Raw genomic sequence first — 15,729 nt, forward strand, 5'->3', positions numbered from 1 at the left:
GGTGTGGGAGAGTAGGTCACCGCCGGACTTAACTTGAGTAGATGGTTTGAGGCCCTGGTACCGTTTGGTGCCGGGGCCTCACCTGTTTAACCCGTGCAGGGGCCAGGCATGAAAGCCTGGCCCCTGCACTTGTTTAAGCACTGTTCCTGTTGGCTTGCGGCCTGCCTATTATCGAAGCATCGCAATCGCTTTGAACCGCTTCAAGCAGTCCAAGGAGTGAGAAGACTAGTGGGCTGCTTCTTCGGCTTCAATTATTGACGCGAGTGCCAGGTCTTCGATGGTGAGCATCACGGTGCTATCCGACCGGTCAAATAGCTGCAGGGTGATGCTCCGGCCATTACAGCGCCACATGCCCACCGACTGATCTTCGTCGTCCCAAGGGCGCTCAGGAGTGCCATACAGTTGGGAAAGCTGCGCCTGCAGGGCTTCGTAGCCATACTGGGCCACCGGGTCCTGGGCGTTCAGCGATCCGTAGAGGTGGGTGCAGACGCTGAGGAATTGCTGACGGTAAGTATCCCAAAAACTCACCATTTTTCCTGGCAGGCCGAGGTCTAGGCTCATCATTTGATGTGGTGAATCGTGGTCTTCGGCATCAACGTTGTTTCCGGAAACGAATCCAAGGGCACCGAACAGGACTTCACGCTCGACTTCGGTCTTTGGCCAGGGGCCTTGGACCAGGCCCTGGACAATGGGCATGAGGTCGCGGGGACCAGGGGACAAACTTGGGGATGAGTCTGGTGGCGGCATACTGCGAGCCTACCTTTGACGCTTAGTCTCCCGGAGGATGAGTGTGAAATTGTGTTTCGCTTACAGGTTCTGCATCCAACGCAGATGCTGGGCGGACATCGCCGATGCGAACGGGCCTGTCTCTGCTTTCGCACCGGTTGCCTGATGATGCATCGTCGCTGCTTGACGTGGCTGGCCGGCAAACCTACAGTCAAGGCACCGGGGACCTGGTGGTGAGGCTATAGCTACAGGAGCTTGCGATGGGACAATTGACATTCAGCATCAACGTCACGCTGGATGGCTGTGTAGATCATCGCGAAGGCATCGCCGACGACGAATTGCACGACTACTTCACACGACTGATGAATGCGCACGGAGCGATGCTCTGGGGGCGTGCCACCTACGAGCTGATGGAAGATTACTGGCCGGCCGTCGCTCGTGGAGATATCGCAGCGCCACCAGCGCTGCTTCGCTGGGCGCTGCAGCTGGAGGAGAAGCCCAAGTACGTTGTCTCAAGCACCCGCACCGCGTACTCGTGGAAGAATTCGCACTTGCTAAGCGGCGACCTACGCGCCTCGGTGCAGAAGCTGAAGGACCAGTACCCCAATGGAGTGCTGCTCGGTAGCGGCAAATTGGCAACGGTTCTGGACCGGATGGAACTTATCGACGAATACCACTTCCTAGTCCATCCAGTCATCGCCGGGCATGGACCAACCCTGCATGAGGCAGGATTGCAGGATTCCCGTCACCTCCAGTTGATATCAGCGCAGCCGCTGGCCAGCGGGGCAATCGCAGCCAGCTATCGGCGTGCAGGCTGATTCCCATGACGATGGCGATTTTGCCTTGGAATTCCGGGGCAGAATCAGGAAAGCGGACACCTTTTCTTGCCGGGTAACTTCGTGTTTTGCACGATGGCAGCAAGTGCTTGCATCCGCAGGCCGAAGCCACGAAAGCAGTCGAAGAAATAAGCGTCTTGGCAGAGGGCAATCTGCGTTGCCAAGGAGCGATGATCGCGTAGCGTAGGAATTATGGATACGCTTTTTTTCGCCCATCGCGGCAGCTCCCATAAATATTCGGAGAACACTCGTGCTGCCTATCTGCAGGCCATCGACGAAGGCGCCGATGGAATCGAATGCGACGTCCATCTGAGCAAAGACGGAATCGTCGTCTGCCACCACGATCCAACAGTCGACCGCACCTCTGATTCAGCCGGTCTGGTTGCCGGATTTACCTTGGCCCAGATGAAAGCCATGGACTTCACTGGAGTCGTTCCGAGCCTGGTCCCGGCCGAGTACGGGGCGGAGAATGAACAGCTCCTGAGCCTCGGCGAACTTTTCGAGCTCATTGAAGCACGCGGCAAGCCAATTGGCCTGGCTATCGAAATCAAGCATCCAAGCCCCTATGGCCACCTGCTCGAAAAGGGTGTGCTGCAGGTCTTGGCAGCCCATGGCTTCGACCCGCAGACGGGCACGGCCGGCTCGCAAGGGCAGATCGCGGTGACCCTGATGAGCTTTGAGCCGAATTCCCTGCGCTATCTGGCACGCACCGTCAGCACTTCACTATTGTGCCAGCTGATGACCGAGGTCAACCCGGACTATGTCCGGCAGCTCATTGATTCCGGCGACCTGGGGCGAGCAGGTGTCTACGATGTTCTTTACCGCTCCGTGCCTGAAGGAATCGAACTGATCAACGCAGGGGGAGCTGGCATCATTGGATCCGGGGTCGCCTGGACCCGAGCCAATGAGCATCTTGTGCGCCGATGGCTGGAACAAGGGCTGAAGGCGCGCATCTGGACGGTTGACCGTCCCGCGGATGCGCAATTCCTGGTGGACCTGGGTGTCGGGGAATTGACGAGCAACCGCCCGGCAGAACTGCGCAAAGAATTGGAGCTGAGCTAGGCCACATGAACACCGGAGAAATCGCACAGGTCAACCTGTACCTGCAGGACACGTACATTTTTGCTGCGGAGGCCCGAGTCATTGCAACGGGAAGCGGCGAAGACGGGCAGTGGATTGCCCTGAGCCCCAATATCTTCCATCCCCGTGGTGGAGGCCAGCCCGAAGACTCAGGCACCGTGGACGGGCTGCCTGTCTCAGTCCAGCGCGACGCGAATGCACTGGTGGTCTTGTACGGCGCCGGCGCCCGGCAGGTGGGTGATCAGGTCCTAGCTGAGATCGATGGCGAGCTGCGCCTTTCCCATGCCGCATTGCACACCGCAGGGCACGTCCTGGGCTTCGCTGGCGAAGACCGCGGCTGGCAGCACCAGGGCCACTCGCACTTCCCTGGGCAGTCGCGCCTCGACTTCGATCCGGCCAGCCTCGACCTGCCATTGGGCGATGAGAACGAACGGGCCGCCGCCAAGGCCTGGCTCCAAGGACGCGTCGATGAACTCATCGCTGGCGGCGGAGAAATCACAACGGCCACCGATGCTCAGGGCATCCGTACCGTGAGCATCGCCGGGGTGAATGCCGAACCTTGCGGTGGCACCCACGTGAAGCACCTGAACCAGCTGCAGCACGTCGAGATCGGCGACGCAAAGGTCAAGCGCGGTGTCTACAAGGTCAGGTACGATGCACGCCACGTCCGCTAGCTGGTTCACTCCGGCGACCAGGATGGGCCTTTCCATCGCGATCGCCACCGGGCTCTACGGCATTTCCTTCGGGGCCCTGTCCATTGCTGCAGGACTGGATCTGTGGCAAACCGTTGCCTTGAGCGCCTTGATGTTCACCGGCGGATCGCAGTTCGCCTTTATCGGCGTGTTCTCAGGCGGAGGTGCTGCCTCGGCAGCGTTCTCCGCCGCTTCGCTGCTGGGAATCCGCAATGCCGTGTACGGGATGCAGATCAAGCAGGCATTGCGGCCTTTGGGACGGCATGTGCCCTGGATGGCCCAGGTGACTATCGATGAATCCACCGCAGTCAGCTTGGGGCAATCGGACCTGGCCGAGAAGCGCCGTGGTTTCTTCACCGCCGGGGTGGGCGTCTACGTCCTGTGGAATCTGTTCACCCTCGTCGGAGCCTTGCTCGGAGAACGCATGGGGGACCCCGCGGCTTGGGGGCTCGATGGCGCCGCGGTCGCCGCCTTCATCGGTTTGCTCTGGCCGCGCTTGAAGTCAGTTGAACCGGTCATGATCGCGATTGCGGCCGCAATCCTCACCGCGCTGGCTGTGCCGGTCACCGCGCCGGGCTTGCCGATTCTGGTAACCGCGGCCTGCGCTGCGATCTACGCGGTGGCCACCGGCCGCCGGACCCCGGCTGCGACCGAGCACGGCGATCTGGAAAGCATTGAGGAGGACCAGCCTTGAGCGAATTGAGCTGGTGGATTCTGGGAGCCTGCCTGACGGCCTACGCAATCAAGCTATGCGGCTACTTTGTGCCACGCAAGGTTCTGGACTCGCCGACCATGTCCCATGTCGCGGCCACGCTGACCGTTGCGTTGCTCGCCTCGTTGGTGACGGTCAACGCCTTCACCTCCGGGCAGGAACTGGTGATTGACGCCCGTATCGGTGCGCTCGCGGCGGCGATTATCGCACTGGCTTTCAAGGCACCCTATCTTGTCGTCGTTGTCGTCGGTGCTCTGGCGGCCATCGTCTTGAGGGCGAGCGGACTAGCTGCCTAGATATTGCCTGCAAGGCGGATGACAAGCACAAGGCGTAGTGGGACAGTGGAAGCATGATTGTAGCTTTCTCCGTAGCCCCAAGTAACGACAACCCCAACGGTTCGGTCCACGATGCAGTGGCCGAAGCGGTGAAAATCGTCCGCGATTCTGGCCTCCCCAATCGCACCAGCTCCATGTTCACCGAGATCGAAGGTGAATGGGACGAAGTCATGGAGGTAGTCAAGCAAGCCACCATGGCCGTTGGCCGATTCGGTTCGCGCGTATCGCTGGTGTTGAAAGCCGATATCCGCCCCGGTTACGAAGGTGAGCTCGATGGCAAAATCCAACGCCTGGAGAAGGCTATTGAGGATAGTGAGGAGAACATGCCGTCATGATCCACCATTCTGCAGAGCACCATGCCGCAGCCGTCGATGAATATTTGGAACAGGCGCTGGGGCTGCGCGTTGATGCCTTGGAGGCAGGCCGGGAGCATTCCCATAGTGCCGGGCTTCCACGGATTGAAGTCAGTCCTGCCCAGGGAAAGTTCCTCCAGCTGCTCACCGAGATCACAGGTGCCCGCAGGGTCCTCGAGATCGGAACCCTCGGGGGCTACTCCACCAGCTGGCTCGCCCGGGGCGTCGGTGCAGCCGGTACCGTCATCAGCTGCGAATTTGAACCCCTGCATGCCTCGATTGCGCGTGAGAACTTGCAGCGGGCAGGGCTTTCAGAACGTGTTGAAATCCGGTTGGGGGCCGCTCAGGGTTCCATGGATTCGCTGATTTCCAAACGCGTTGCACCATTTGACCTGATCTTCATAGATGCCGATAAGCGCAACAACGTGCCCTACCTGGAACGCGCACTGGAGCTGGCGCATTCAGGCACCGTGCTGGTGCTCGACAACGTGGTGCGCAGCGGCGCGGTCTTGGATGACCCATCCCGGCATGGGACGCAAGAAGCCGATGTTCGCGGAATCCAGGACTCTTTGCGGTGGTTGCGCGATGACCCGCGCGTATCAGCCACGGCGCTGCAGACTATAGGCGTCAAGGGGTGGGACGGGTTCGCGCTAGCGCGAGTCCTCTAGCGCGTTGGATAGCGCTCGGGGCGCTCGAATTCGAGTTCCCCGGCTTCATCGTGCTTGAACGGCGGCGACTTCAGGATCAAGAAGTACACGCCCAATCCGCAGAGAATACCCATCGGCGGGCCGACCCACAGGGCATAACCGGTATTGCGCACCAGCCCCGCAACTACCGGGCCAACCAGCATGGGAACGATGTAGTAGTAGTGGTCCGGTTCGGCCGGGCCCCAGAAGCGTTCGAACCTGGCCAGAATGCTGAAGCCGGCGGCTAGGAGAACGCAACCGAGCAAAATCACCCAGAAGGTCGAGGAAAGGCTGATGGTCAGGGTCAGGGAACCGACAAGGCCACCAGTCAAGGCAGCGTATTTTGTATTCCGGTTCAAGTCCGACCCCCCTTTGAGCCAAAAAGTTTACGACTACGTGAATATTTTTTCAAGCATTTGGACAGTCCGCAATACTACTTTAGTAGGAGGGGGCCTTGGTGCGTTGGAAGAAAATAGCGAAGTCACTGCCGTAGGCTAGAGAAGTGCCGCAAATGAACGACTACCGAATCCGACTGGCTACTGAACAAGACGTCCGCCCAGCGCTGCAAATGAAATTGCAAGCCTGGCGAGAAGCGTACGCCACACTTCGCGATGAGTCCTTTTTCGCCCACCATGAAGGCCAACTTGATGGCCAGACAGCCTGGTGGGAACGCGGGCTGGCATCCGGAGCGCAATTCTTCATCGCGGAAGACCGCGATGGCCGCATCATCGGGCTAGCCGGTGGAACTCCGGTCATCGAAGAAGACCAGGATGCCGGAGTGGACGTCGAATTGGGCATGCTCTATGTCCTGGAAGAGTACTACGGTACCGGACTGGGCCAGCACCTCTTCGATGTTGTCCTTGGACAGCACGACGCCCTGGTCTGGGTCCTGCAAGGCAACGAGAGGGCCCTGGCCTTCTTCGCGAAGCAGGGATTCACGCCTGATGGAACCAGTGAAGCCCTGACTGGCAGCTGGGATGGCTTAATCGAACAACGAATGGTGCGCGCGCGTGGCTAGGGATGCCAAGGAATCAATGCTCGGAGAGTATCCGATCGACACCGGAACGGCGATCATTGAAGCTGATCCCTACGGCGCCAGCCGCTATATCCTGAAGGTCAACGGCGTGCCCTCCTCCCATGTGGACCTGGAGGACCCGGCCTACCTCGATTTCGAGTACATGCGCTGGATGGAACCGGTCTTCGCCATCGGTTTCCCGGCCGGGCAATACGACGGGCGCGCCCGCAAGCTGCGCGTGCTCCACCTTGGCGGAGGTGGCTGCTCCATGGCCCGCTGGGTCGCGGCCAGCTATGAAAACGCCCGGCAGGTCGTGGTGGAACTGGATGCCAAGCTGGCCGAGCTGGTGCGCGTCCACTTCGAGGTTCCGCGCGCTCCGCTGGTACGCCTGCGCGTGGGAGACGCAGCCCAGGTGCTGCCCACCTTGAGCGATGCGAGCCGCGATGTGATCATCCGCGATGTCTTCGCCGGGAGCACCACCCCGCGCGTGCTGACCACGGCGGACTACGCCCGCGAAGCCCAGCGCGTGCTGGATGCCGGGGGCGTCTACATCATGAATTGCGGCGATACCGCGGACCTGTCCGGCGCCAAGGCGGAAGCCGCGACGCTGCTGGAGGTCTTCGAGCATGTGGCCATGATCGCCGACCCGCCGATGCTCAAGGGCCGGCGCTACGGGAACATCGTGTTCCTGGCCAGCGACGAACCGCTCAAGCTCGGCCCTGCATTCGAACGCAGCCTGCGCACTGCGCCGTTGCCGGCGCAGCTGGTTTCAGGGGCGGCAGTGCAGCGCTTCGCCACCGGGGCCGTGCCGATTACCGGCTAGCTCCCCGGGGCCCATCCGGTATCCGCTCCCGTCTGCTGCGCGCTGCAGCAGGCCGTGGTCAACCATGTAGCGGCGCAGCAGCGCGACGTCCGGGTGGAATACCCGCAGCCGTTCATTGAGCTGCTCTTCGCGCAGTTCGTCCCCGGCTCCTATCACCGCATTGCGCAGGTAGACCAGCACTTCATGGCGGTCCGCTGGTTTCGCCGGGAGGCTATGCAGCCGGTGCCCGTCGAAGAAGCGGCGGATCCCGACGCGGTCGGCCTTCGCGGCCGAGGCCGAAGCCAAGGTCTTCTCCAGCAGTTCGTCGTTCAGCGCCCAGCCGGACCCCTCTTGGCGCAGAAGCCCGATGCTGGCCCAGCGCTCCAAGTCCTTGCGTTCGGACTTATTGGCCTGCTCGGGTACCCCGTGCCCGCTCAATACGGCCCCGAGAAGCCGGCGCATCGAGGGGTTCTTCAAGCCTGCGGCCACCTGGATCCACTGCCCAGCGGTGTTCTGCTGATCGCTCATAGTGCCCATCCTAGCCAGTTCCCGCCGGGCCGGAGGCAAAAAACGCCCCGCCATCGCCGGAGCAATGACGGGGCGCCTGGAGGGCTTCGGGGCTATTTGACCCCGGCCCACATCTCAATCAGTCCGATGCCGAAGAACAGCACGAAAGCCGCGGAAACAACCCACATCAGCGGGTGGATTTCCTTGGCGCGGCCCTGCGTGGCGCGGATGAAGACGTAGGAGATGAAGCCGGCACCGATGCCATTGGCGATCGAGTAGGTGAACGGCATCAGGGTGAAGGTCAGGAAGGCCGGCAGCGCGATGCCCCAGTCGTTCCAATCGATCTTGGAGACCTGGGTGATCATCATGAAACCGACCACGACCAGTGCCGGCGCCACGGCTTCGAAAGGCACCAGGTAGATCAGCGGGCTCAGGAACATCGCGACGATCATCAGCAGGCCGGTGACTACCGAGGCCAGGCCGGTACGGGCGCCCTCGCCGATGCCGGCGCCGGACTCCACGAAGATCTGCGCCGAGGAGCTGGAGGTGCCGCCGCCGACGATCGCGCCGGCCGCATCCACCAGCAGGACCTTGTCCACGTTGGGGATCTGCCCGTTCTCGTCCATGGAACCAGCTTCCGAAGCCAAGCCCACCATGGTGCCCATGGCATCGAAGAAGATCGAGAGCAGGATGACGAAGGCCAGCAGCGAAGCGGCGGTGGCGCCGATCTTGCTGAAGGCGCCGAATACGCTGACCTGGCCGATCAGCGACAGGTCCGGAAGGGTCCACTCGGGCAGCGACGGAACCACCAGCGACCAGGTATTGGTCTCCATCGCGCCGATGTGGAAGACGGCTTCGAGGATGTTGGCAAGGATCGCCGAAACGACGATGCCGATCAGGATCGCGCCCTTGGCCTTGCGCACCACCAGGGCCATGGTCAGCAGCAGGCCGACAACGAAGACCAGGATCGGCCAGCCCATCAGCTCTCCGTCGAAGCCCAGGCCCACCGGAACGGTGGTGTTCGCGGCATCCGGGAGGCGCTGGACGAAGCCGGCGTTGACCAGGCCGATCAGTGCGATGAACATGCCGATGCCCACCACGATGGCGGTTTTCAATCCGGCTGGAACCGCATTGAACACCGCGGTCCGGAACCCTGTGAGCACCAGGCCGAACATGACCACACCCGCAATGAGCACCAGGCCCATGACATCAGCCCAGGTCAGTTCCGGGTTGGTTGCCACGGTGATAGCGACGAAGGCGTTGACGCCCAAGCCGGTAGCCATGGCGAATGGGTGGCGGGCCCAGATGCCCATCAGGATGGTCAGGATGCCGGCGACAAATGCGGTCACCGCGGCAACGCGCTGGATGCCCAACTCGCCGCCCGAGGAATCGGCACCGGAAAGAACCAGCGGGTTGAGGACGACGATGTAGCTCATCGCGAAGAAGGTGGCGATGCCGCCGCGAACTTCGGTGGAGAACGTTGAACGCCGTTCCGAAATCTTGAAGTATCGGTCGATGCGCGCGGCCATAGCATTCCCGAACGCGGTTTGTGTGGAGGAGGACATGGAAAAATTCTATGACGTTTCGGGCGCTGATTCATATCGATCCGAGTGTCCAGTAGGCTGTACGCGAAAACTTTAGACCCAACTCACACCTAGAACTGCGGAAGCAAGTACATTGGTGGTAAGGGAAATCACATCCCGTTATATCTGAGGTAGTTGAGGAGCGAGTCTGATGAGTGACGAAGCACCAGTCGCAGCAGAGAAGATTGAAGGAATTGTCGTTGGCGTGGACGGATCCCAGCAGAGCAGATGCGCTTTGCGCTGGGCCGAACGCGAAGCGGTACGCCGCGGCAGCGTGTTGAATATCGTGTCCGCCTACACCATCCCGGTGTTCGCCGCGTCCTCCATGGACGCAGGCTACTCGACCCTGGATGACGACCTGATCCGCGGGGGAGCCGAGGACATTGTGCGCCAGGCGCGCGCAGAGCTTGAAGGCAGCACGGCGGCCATCCGCACCTATATCGAATCCGGCGACCCGTCCGGCGTGCTGCTGGACCTGAGCCAGGACGCCGAATTGGTAGTGGTCGGGACCCGTGGCCGCGGTGGCTTCGTTGGCCGCCTGCTCGGCTCGGTTTCCTCGGCACTGCCCGCGCACTCCAAGTGCCCGACCGTCGTGGTTCCGCTGGCCATGGCCAAGGAGCAGGAAGAGGCCGGTGCCGCCGCGGCGTCGAACCGCAACTGCATCGTGGTCGGCGTTGACGGTTCAGACCGCGCGCGTTCAGCGGTGCTGGCAGCCGCGGACGCGGCCATCGCCAGCGACCTGACGCTGCGCCTGATCTGCGCGGTGCCGCCGGTGGGGGCGGCGCTGGCATGGATGCCGGCGACCGTTGACCAGGAAGCCGTGCTGGAAGATGTGCGCTACCAGATGAGTGTGGGCTCCAAATGGCTGAAGTCGCACTATCCGTCGCTGAAGATGGAAACCGATGTGGTCTCCGGGCCTCCCGTCGAGGTGCTGATCCGCGAATCCGAGCATGCGGTGCTGACCGTCACCGGCTCGCGGGGCCGCGGCGGCTTTACCGGGATGCTGCTTGGCTCAACCTCGCAGGGCGTCTTGCACCACTCCAAGGGCCCGGTGATGGTCGTGCCGGACTCGGATGACCCTCGCCTGGAGAACCGCAAGGACTTCGATACGCGGGCGCAGGAGCAGTGACCGCACGCCTGTAGCCAGAATGCAGGAAGGCCGCACACCCACCAGGGTGTGCGGCCTTCGTGCTCGAGGGGTGGCGCTTAGTAGCGGGCTGCCTTCGGGTAGAGGTTGTTGACGTAGCTCAGTGGAGTCACCGAGATGCCGGCGTTCGGGTTGCGAGCGTGGACGACCTGGCCGTTGCCGATGTAGATGGCTACGTGGTAGAACGAGGAACCGCCGTTGGAAGACGAGAACACCAAGTCGCCTGGGCGCAGGTTGCTCAGCGACACGTACTGCGGGGCGCTAGCGAACTGCTGGGACGAAGTACGTGGCAGGCTGATGCCGGATTTGCCGAAAGCTCGCTGCGAGAAGCTCGAGCAGTCGAAAGCATCGGGACCGTTGGCACCGTAGACGTAGTACTTGCTGGGATCATCCGCGGTCTTCAAGGCCCAGGAAAACGCTGCTGAGTAGTTGCTGCCGGACTGCGGCGCGACTTCAGGCTTCGGCTCCGGCTTAGGTTCCGGCTTTGGCTCAGGCTTAGGCGCTGGCTTCGGGGTGACCTTCGGCTTGGGCTCCGGCTTTGGCTCAGGCTTGGGTGCCGGCTTCGGGGTAGCCTTCGGCTTCGGCTCGGCCTTTTTGGTGGGTTCCGGCTTCGGTTCGGCCTTCTTGGTTGGCTTTGGCTCCGGCTTTGGCTCGGCCTTCTTGGTTGGCTCTGGCTTCGGCTCGGCCTTTTTGGTTGGCTCTGGCTTCGGCTCGGCCTTTTTGGTCGGTTCCGGCTTCGGCTCGGCCTTTTTAGTTGGTTCCGGCTTTGGCTCGGCCTTTTTAGTTGGCTCCGGCTTCGGCGCTACGGGAGGCTCGACAGCTTCCGGTTCCTCTTCAACCTTCTCAGGCTCCGACTCGACCGTTTCCTCTTCAGGTTCGGCCTGCTCCAGCTCACGTGGCTTTTCAACCGAGAGCGGCTGAACGGAGTCTTGCTTCGTTTCGGGAACCTTGGCGGTTTCCTCTTCGGCGATGGCGTCCGCGAGAGCTTTTTCCTGCTCCTGCGTTTCGCGCTCTTCAACCGCCTGGCGAACCTCGGCCTCTTCCTTCTGCTTCAAGGTAGCGAGGTGGCCGATCAAGTCATCGCGCAGCTGCTTCTCAGGTGCGATAGCTGCTTCGTAGGTGGACAGGGTGCTGTTCGCGGTCGCTGCGGCTGCGTCATAGTTGGCTGCAGCTTCTTCGGCGGCGTTCTGTGCCGCATCAGCATATTCCTGCCAAGCCGAAACGAGGCCTTCGGCCTCGGTGGCGGTGTTGACGGACTGGACCTTCTGTTCGCTCAACGCGTCGATGGTAGCGGCCTTGTAGAACAGGTCGCCTTCCTGGTTGTCATCAAGGAGCAGGCTCAGGGTCGAGGTGCCTGCACCATTGCGGTAGATATCCGAAGCGATAGCACCCAGATCGTTGCGGCTCTGCTCCAGGTAAGTCTTTGCGTACTCGAGCTGTTCTACAGCCTTCTCGGCCGCAGCGGTGCGCAGATCGCGCTCTTCGCCGGCGGTGAGCAGGGATTCCTGAGCCTGAGCGGCCTCAGTTTCAACGCGCTTCAGTTCGGCGCGGCTGGAAGCCAGGGAAGCTTCGATGCGCGCGATCATCGCGTTCGTCGAAGCCTTATCCTTCTTTGCGTCCTGGACCTCTGCGTCCGAAGGTAGCGCGGAAGCGCTAGGTGCGGCAGCGATGGCCACAGACTGAGGAAGCAGAGCTGAAGTAGATGCGGAAGCGGGCAAAGCGCCTGCAATGCAGGACACCGCTAGGGCTAGGGTGCTTGCAGCAACACCGAGCGTGTGGCGAGTAGCCATATCGTTCCTCACTAAGTACTTGGATGACGCGGAGTGCGTGAGTCGTGACCTTCACCGATGAGTAGGTCACGATTCGGATAAGACTCCAAATAGCACATTAGGCCAATTAAGACACGCTTGGCAACACTGTTCACATCAGTCACATGAATCCCATTCGTGTAATTCGCCTGGGTATTCGGCGGTGATCTGCGAAGATAGTGGCATTTGGGATCTGTGTGGCTGATCAAGAGTGGCTGGGAAATTACTCAGACATATATCTCGCCTCGTTACCAAGGTATCGATTGTCGTGAAGCTTGGGTAACGTGCCGGAGGGGAATGTGCGGCTGCAAAAAAGGTTTGCCTTTAAAAGTGAAGGTACTCCGGGAGGGCGCAAAGCTCTGCTTCGCTGGGTCTGCCTCGGAGGCGCCGGCTCCAATGGCGAAATCCTCTTGAAGGGGTGCGGTGCCGTGCTCCCAATCGGGATCACCTCGCTGCCCTTGGTGGCGGAGGGGCCCAGAGCTGCTGGGTGGACAAGGGCAAGGGGCATGCCAGGTTCCTCCGGCTGGCTGCACCTGATCACGCCCGGATAAAGCAGCCGCTAGCGGGGCAACGGGAAACCGACCGGCGCGCCAGTCGTTGCGAAACGGCTTTTGGGCGGCTTGCCCGCCGGTCGACTGGACCCGGATGGCGATTCCAAGCGCCACGCCTGTGCTTTGGGTCTCTTTCGACCTCGACGCGACCACTGTATTCGAGTATTTTTGTGAGGCAGATCTCAAAAGAAGATTCTGCGGATTTGGGGCTATGACCACCCTAAATCGTGCAATTTTGCGTCGTCGATTCCGAAGTGATGGGCCACTTCGTGCATCACTGTAATCCCAATTTCCCGCACTACATCTTCACGTGTTTCGCAGGCTCGAAGCGTCGGATTCTTGAAGATCGTTATGCGGTCGGGAAGTGCGCCCGTGCCCCAGTCCAGGTCCCGTTCCGTGAGTGCAATACCCTCGTATAACCCCAGAATTTCAGGGTTTTTGGGTTCTCCTGGAAGCGGCTCATACTCGTCTTCGATGAAGAAGATGACGTTGTCCATCATGGCGAATGCAGCCTCCGGAATGGCGTCGATGGCCTGCTCGACCAGGGTCTGGAATTCGTCGTCATCCATCTCAAAAAGCATGCTTCCAGACTAGGCCCGCGCACCCGATTTGGCATGGGTGAAACTCGTCCAGGTGCCGATTTTGCAAAAGCAAAAAACACTGCGTATAGTTATTGGAGTCCGCTACGGAGAAGCAAGAAACCGAAGCGAACAACTTAGGCCCCCATCGTCTAGCGGCCTAGGACACTGCCCTTTCACGGCAGCGGCACGGGTTCGAATCCCGTTGGGGGTACAAACAACCATTATGTGGTTGTCAGATGGAGAAATCCATTGGCTTGCGAAAGCAAGGCCCTGTAGCGCAGTTGGTTAGCGCGCCGCCCTGTCACGGCGGAGGTCGCGGGTTCAAGTCCCGTCAGGGTCGCTCAATTTACTATTTCAATAGTAGATTTGGTGTCCACTTAGTGGTACCAGGCTCTGTAGCTCAGTTGGTAGAGCGTTCGACTGAAAATCGAAAGGTCACCGGATCGACGCCGGTCGGAGCCACGCAGGCCCTCGGTTTATCCCGGGGGTTTTACTGTGTGACTTGAATTTATTCAAAGCACTAGGCCCTGTAGCGCAGTTGGTTAGCGCGCCGCCCTGTCACGGCGGAGGTCGCGGGTTCAAGTCCCGTCAGGGTCGCACACTAAACAGAAGCTCCGGATTCCGGGGCTTTTGCTGTATCCAGGGGCAGTTAGTTCGCGCGGCCAAGATGCCGCGGTCCAATCCAGCGATTGCTCAGCCGGCGATATGCGGCGGCGGCGCTAGTCATGTCCTCGTCTTCCAACGCCTGAATGCCGTGCATCAAGTCGTTCGCGGAATCATCGGGCCACACAATTTCTGCCAACAGGCCATAATCCAGTTCAATGACCGATCTGTTGTCGAAGGATTCCAGCCATCCGCCAAGGCTGCCCAGCTCCTCGAAGAGCTGCGACTGCGGCGCATGGGATGCCAGCGCTTGGACTGCCCAAGCCAGGCGGTCAATGGCTTGTTCGAAGGTGGCGTACATGCGAACCGTCTTCAGCTGCTCACCGCTGTGAACCAGCTCGTGCTCGTCGTCCTCGCGGAAGAGGGCAAACCAGCCCAGCGGGATGCCCCATGAAGAGGTCCTCGTGTGAAGATGGGTCAGGTCATTGGCCAGGCGGTCGGCATCAACGCGTTGTGCGTTAGCCTGCCGCGCTGCCGGCGGTACCAGCAGGTCGAAAACCTCGGCCCGCATGGCTTCTTCGGCTTGTTCGGCAGCGAGCAGGCTGCGTGCCTGCAATTGCCCCGGGCAATAGCGCGTGTGCTCGGCCCCTTGGTAGTCCAAGGACTTCACGCTGCGGAAGAATTCCGGCTCATTGTGCGGGAACGGGTCGGAGACATGGCGCAGGGTGCGGCTCCACAGCCGCTCGTTCTCGAAGTCATCCCACTGCTCCGCGGTGCGCCGCGGGGTACGCAGGATGATGGACTGGGCCCAATCCTCGAAAGCATCCAGCGGCTCGTAGACGCGCAGGTGCGCTGTAGCTGCGGTCAGCTCTGCGGCGGGCCCAATCATCTTTGCCGCCATGACTAGTCGGCCAGCTCCACGATGACCGGGGCGTGGTCGCTGGCGCCCTTGCCCTTGCGTTCTTCGCGGTCAATGCTTGCGCCGGTTACGCGTGCGGTGAGCGCAGGCGAGGTGAGCGAGAAATCGATGCGCATGCCTTCGCCCTTCGGGAAACGCAACTGCGTGTAATCCCAGTAGGTGTATTCGCCTTCGGTGTGCGGGCGCACGACATCGGTGAAGCCCAGCTCCTCGAAGGCAGCGAAGGAGGCGCGCTCTGGCGCCGAGACGTGGGTCAACTTGTTCTCGAGGAAGAAGTCGATATCCCACACGTCTTCGTCCTTTGGCGCGATGTTCCAATCGCCCATCAAGGCAATCTGCGCCTCGGGGTTTTCCGCCAGCCATCGGGCGGATTCCTGCTTGAGCACATCCAGCCAGTTCAGCTTGTAGCCCATGTGCTCATCATCCAACGCGCGTCCGTTGGGTACATACAGGCTCCAGACACGCACTCCGCCACAGGTTGCCGCGATGGCGCGAGGCTCCTGGATCGGATTCTTGCCGGCCTTGCCGAATTCCGGCTGCCCGGGGAAGGTGCGCTCAACATCCTCGAGGCCAACGCGAGAAGCGATGGCAACGCCATTCCACTGGTTGACTCCGAAGTGCGCTACCTCGTAATCGTTGTTCTCGAACAGTTCCCAGGGGAAATTGTCGTCTTTGCACTTAGTTTCCTGGATAGCCAGGACATCTACATCGGTACGTCGCAGCCAGTCCTCAACACGGTCGGCGCGGGCTCGCAGCGAGTTCACATTCCAGGTTGCAATCTTCACTAGTTCAA

18 protein-coding genes and 4 tRNA genes are annotated in these 15,729 nt (G+C 61.0%); 14 read left to right on the forward strand and 8 right to left on the reverse strand.

The features are described 5' to 3' along the window. Positions 1-225: 225 nt before the first annotated feature. Positions 226-747, reverse strand: coding sequence for a hypothetical protein (locus tag M2368_RS11415; protein ID WP_133834984.1), 522 nt, complete (start codon positions 745-747; stop codon positions 226-228). A 239-nt stretch (positions 748-986) separates the two neighbouring features. On the opposite strand from M2368_RS11415, the gene M2368_RS11420 reads away from it, so the two are divergent. From M2368_RS11420 to M2368_RS11450, 7 genes are all read left to right on the forward strand, one after another. Beyond that, positions 987-1,544 carry a dihydrofolate reductase family protein gene (locus M2368_RS11420; RefSeq protein ID WP_105657871.1) on the forward strand — a complete coding sequence of 186 codons (558 nt, stop codon included), beginning with the start codon at positions 987-989 and terminating at the stop codon, positions 1,542-1,544. Between the two features lie 210 nt (positions 1,545-1,754). Next, positions 1,755-2,624, forward strand: coding sequence for a glycerophosphodiester phosphodiesterase (locus M2368_RS11425; RefSeq protein WP_105662674.1), 870 nt, complete (start codon positions 1,755-1,757; stop codon positions 2,622-2,624). Between the two features lie 5 nt (positions 2,625-2,629). After that, entirely contained in the window at positions 2,630-3,316 is a 687-nt protein-coding gene (locus tag M2368_RS11430; protein ID WP_105662673.1) for an alanyl-tRNA editing protein, read from the forward strand. Further along, on the forward strand, positions 3,297-4,028 hold the full coding sequence (locus M2368_RS11435) for an AzlC family ABC transporter permease (RefSeq protein WP_286172336.1): 732 nt from the start codon (positions 3,297-3,299) through the stop codon (positions 4,026-4,028). The genes M2368_RS11430 and M2368_RS11435 overlap by 20 nt, the downstream gene beginning before the upstream one ends. Then, positions 4,025-4,342 carry an AzlD domain-containing protein gene (locus M2368_RS11440; RefSeq protein WP_133834983.1) on the forward strand — a complete coding sequence of 106 codons (318 nt, stop codon included), beginning with the start codon at positions 4,025-4,027 and terminating at the stop codon, positions 4,340-4,342. Before M2368_RS11435 ends, M2368_RS11440 begins: the two co-directional genes overlap by 4 nt. 53 nt (positions 4,343-4,395) lie before the next feature. Continuing rightward, positions 4,396-4,716 carry a thiamine-binding protein gene (locus tag M2368_RS11445; protein ID WP_105657875.1) on the forward strand — a complete coding sequence of 107 codons (321 nt, stop codon included), beginning with the start codon at positions 4,396-4,398 and terminating at the stop codon, positions 4,714-4,716. Beyond that, positions 4,713-5,402 carry an O-methyltransferase gene (locus tag M2368_RS11450; protein WP_133834982.1) on the forward strand — a complete coding sequence of 230 codons (690 nt, stop codon included), beginning with the start codon at positions 4,713-4,715 and terminating at the stop codon, positions 5,400-5,402. The genes M2368_RS11445 and M2368_RS11450 overlap by 4 nt, the downstream gene beginning before the upstream one ends. Here the strand turns inward: M2368_RS11450 and M2368_RS11455 are convergent. After that, complete coding sequence (locus tag M2368_RS11455; RefSeq protein WP_105657877.1) at positions 5,399-5,779, reverse strand: hypothetical protein; 381 nt, start codon at positions 5,777-5,779, stop codon at positions 5,399-5,401. The two genes, M2368_RS11450 and M2368_RS11455, sit on opposite strands and share 4 nt — an antisense overlap. Before the next feature lie 152 nt (positions 5,780-5,931). Between M2368_RS11455 and M2368_RS11460 the strand changes: the two genes are divergently transcribed. Together M2368_RS11460 and M2368_RS11465 are read left to right on the forward strand one after the other, a co-directional pair. Further along, positions 5,932-6,438 (forward strand): GNAT family N-acetyltransferase, encoded by a 507-nt coding sequence (locus tag M2368_RS11460; RefSeq protein ID WP_286172335.1) that lies wholly within the window; start codon positions 5,932-5,934, stop codon positions 6,436-6,438. Continuing rightward, positions 6,431-7,258: a spermidine synthase gene (locus M2368_RS11465; RefSeq protein WP_286134238.1), complete on the forward strand. Its 828-nt coding sequence runs from the start codon at positions 6,431-6,433 to the stop codon at positions 7,256-7,258. The genes M2368_RS11460 and M2368_RS11465 overlap by 8 nt, the downstream gene beginning before the upstream one ends. On the opposite strand, the gene M2368_RS11470 is transcribed toward M2368_RS11465, so the two are convergent. Together M2368_RS11470 and M2368_RS11475 are read right to left on the reverse strand one after the other, a co-directional pair. Beyond that, on the reverse strand, positions 7,205-7,765 hold the full coding sequence (locus M2368_RS11470) for a DUF2087 domain-containing protein (RefSeq protein WP_166650871.1): 561 nt from the start codon (positions 7,763-7,765) through the stop codon (positions 7,205-7,207). The two genes, M2368_RS11465 and M2368_RS11470, sit on opposite strands and share 54 nt — an antisense overlap. A 92-nt stretch (positions 7,766-7,857) precedes the next feature. Continuing rightward, a complete protein-coding gene (locus M2368_RS11475; RefSeq protein ID WP_498724524.1) occupies positions 7,858-9,309 on the reverse strand; it encodes an NCS2 family permease in 1,452 nt (483 codons plus the stop codon). A gap of 169 nt (positions 9,310-9,478) precedes the next feature. Here M2368_RS11475 and M2368_RS11480 point away from each other — a divergent pair, with 169 nt between their 5' ends. Then, positions 9,479-10,456: a universal stress protein gene (locus M2368_RS11480; protein WP_105657882.1), complete on the forward strand. Its 978-nt coding sequence runs from the start codon at positions 9,479-9,481 to the stop codon at positions 10,454-10,456. A gap of 77 nt (positions 10,457-10,533) precedes the next feature. Here M2368_RS11480 and M2368_RS11485 read toward each other — a convergent pair whose 3' ends face one another. Continuing rightward, a complete protein-coding gene (locus tag M2368_RS11485; RefSeq protein ID WP_402697454.1) occupies positions 10,534-12,264 on the reverse strand; it encodes an NlpC/P60 family protein in 1,731 nt (576 codons plus the stop codon). Between the two features lie 778 nt (positions 12,265-13,042). After that, positions 13,043-13,414: a metallopeptidase family protein gene (locus M2368_RS11490; protein WP_133834977.1), complete on the reverse strand. Its 372-nt coding sequence runs from the start codon at positions 13,412-13,414 to the stop codon at positions 13,043-13,045. A gap of 138 nt (positions 13,415-13,552) precedes the next feature. Between M2368_RS11490 and M2368_RS11495 the strand changes: the two genes are divergently transcribed. The 4 genes from M2368_RS11495 (at position 13,553) to M2368_RS11510 (ending at position 14,011) form a co-directional block, all read left to right on the forward strand. Then, a tRNA-Glu gene (locus M2368_RS11495) sits at positions 13,553-13,625 on the forward strand. Positions 13,626-13,680: 55 nt separating this feature from the next. Then, positions 13,681-13,754 (forward strand) — tRNA-Asp (locus M2368_RS11500). Positions 13,755-13,803: 49 nt separating this feature from the next. After that, positions 13,804-13,876: transfer RNA gene (locus M2368_RS11505), tRNA-Phe, on the forward strand. A 61-nt stretch (positions 13,877-13,937) separates the two neighbouring features. Continuing rightward, positions 13,938-14,011 (forward strand) — tRNA-Asp (locus tag M2368_RS11510). A 52-nt stretch (positions 14,012-14,063) separates the two neighbouring features. Here M2368_RS11510 and M2368_RS11515 read toward each other — a convergent pair. Both M2368_RS11515 and M2368_RS11520 read right to left on the reverse strand, forming a co-directional pair. Further along, positions 14,064-14,918 carry a DUF8083 family protein gene (locus tag M2368_RS11515; RefSeq protein WP_286134704.1) on the reverse strand — a complete coding sequence of 285 codons (855 nt, stop codon included), beginning with the start codon at positions 14,916-14,918 and terminating at the stop codon, positions 14,064-14,066. A gap of 2 nt (positions 14,919-14,920) precedes the next feature. Next, positions 14,921-15,721 carry an exodeoxyribonuclease III gene (locus tag M2368_RS11520; protein WP_105657885.1) on the reverse strand — a complete coding sequence of 267 codons (801 nt, stop codon included), beginning with the start codon at positions 15,719-15,721 and terminating at the stop codon, positions 14,921-14,923. Positions 15,722-15,729 lie beyond the last annotated feature (8 nt).

This window comes from Arthrobacter sp. JUb119 (assembly GCF_024807995.1).
In the GTDB taxonomy this organism is placed as follows: domain Bacteria; phylum Actinomycetota; class Actinomycetes; order Actinomycetales; family Micrococcaceae; genus Glutamicibacter.

What these genes read in the sequence shown, in the direction of transcription:
- M2368_RS11450 (WP_133834982.1), top strand. Translation starts at nt 4,713, where the DNA reads ATGATCCACCATTCTGCAGAGCACCATGCCGCAGCCGTCGATGAATAT.
- M2368_RS11515 (WP_286134704.1), bottom strand. Translation starts at nt 14,918, where the DNA reads ATGGCGGCAAAGATGATTGGGCCCGCCGCAGAGCTGACCGCAGCTACA.
- M2368_RS11485 (WP_402697454.1), bottom strand. Translation starts at nt 12,264, where the DNA reads ATGGCTACTCGCCACACGCTCGGTGTTGCTGCAAGCACCCTAGCCCTA.
- M2368_RS11415 (WP_133834984.1), bottom strand. Translation starts at nt 747, where the DNA reads ATGCCGCCACCAGACTCATCCCCAAGTTTGTCCCCTGGTCCCCGCGAC.
- M2368_RS11435 (WP_286172336.1), top strand. Translation starts at nt 3,297, where the DNA reads ATGCACGCCACGTCCGCTAGCTGGTTCACTCCGGCGACCAGGATGGGC.
- M2368_RS11425 (WP_105662674.1), top strand. Translation starts at nt 1,755, where the DNA reads ATGGATACGCTTTTTTTCGCCCATCGCGGCAGCTCCCATAAATATTCG.
- M2368_RS11430 (WP_105662673.1), top strand. Translation starts at nt 2,630, where the DNA reads ATGAACACCGGAGAAATCGCACAGGTCAACCTGTACCTGCAGGACACG.
- M2368_RS11470 (WP_166650871.1), bottom strand. Translation starts at nt 7,765, where the DNA reads ATGAGCGATCAGCAGAACACCGCTGGGCAGTGGATCCAGGTGGCCGCA.
- M2368_RS11420 (WP_105657871.1), top strand. Translation starts at nt 987, where the DNA reads ATGGGACAATTGACATTCAGCATCAACGTCACGCTGGATGGCTGTGTA.
- M2368_RS11460 (WP_286172335.1), top strand. Translation starts at nt 5,932, where the DNA reads ATGAACGACTACCGAATCCGACTGGCTACTGAACAAGACGTCCGCCCA.
- M2368_RS11475 (WP_498724524.1), bottom strand. Translation starts at nt 9,309, where the DNA reads ATGTCCTCCTCCACACAAACCGCGTTCGGGAATGCTATGGCCGCGCGC.
- M2368_RS11480 (WP_105657882.1), top strand. Translation starts at nt 9,479, where the DNA reads ATGAGTGACGAAGCACCAGTCGCAGCAGAGAAGATTGAAGGAATTGTC.
- M2368_RS11445 (WP_105657875.1), top strand. Translation starts at nt 4,396, where the DNA reads ATGATTGTAGCTTTCTCCGTAGCCCCAAGTAACGACAACCCCAACGGT.
- M2368_RS11490 (WP_133834977.1), bottom strand. Translation starts at nt 13,414, where the DNA reads ATGCTTTTTGAGATGGATGACGACGAATTCCAGACCCTGGTCGAGCAG.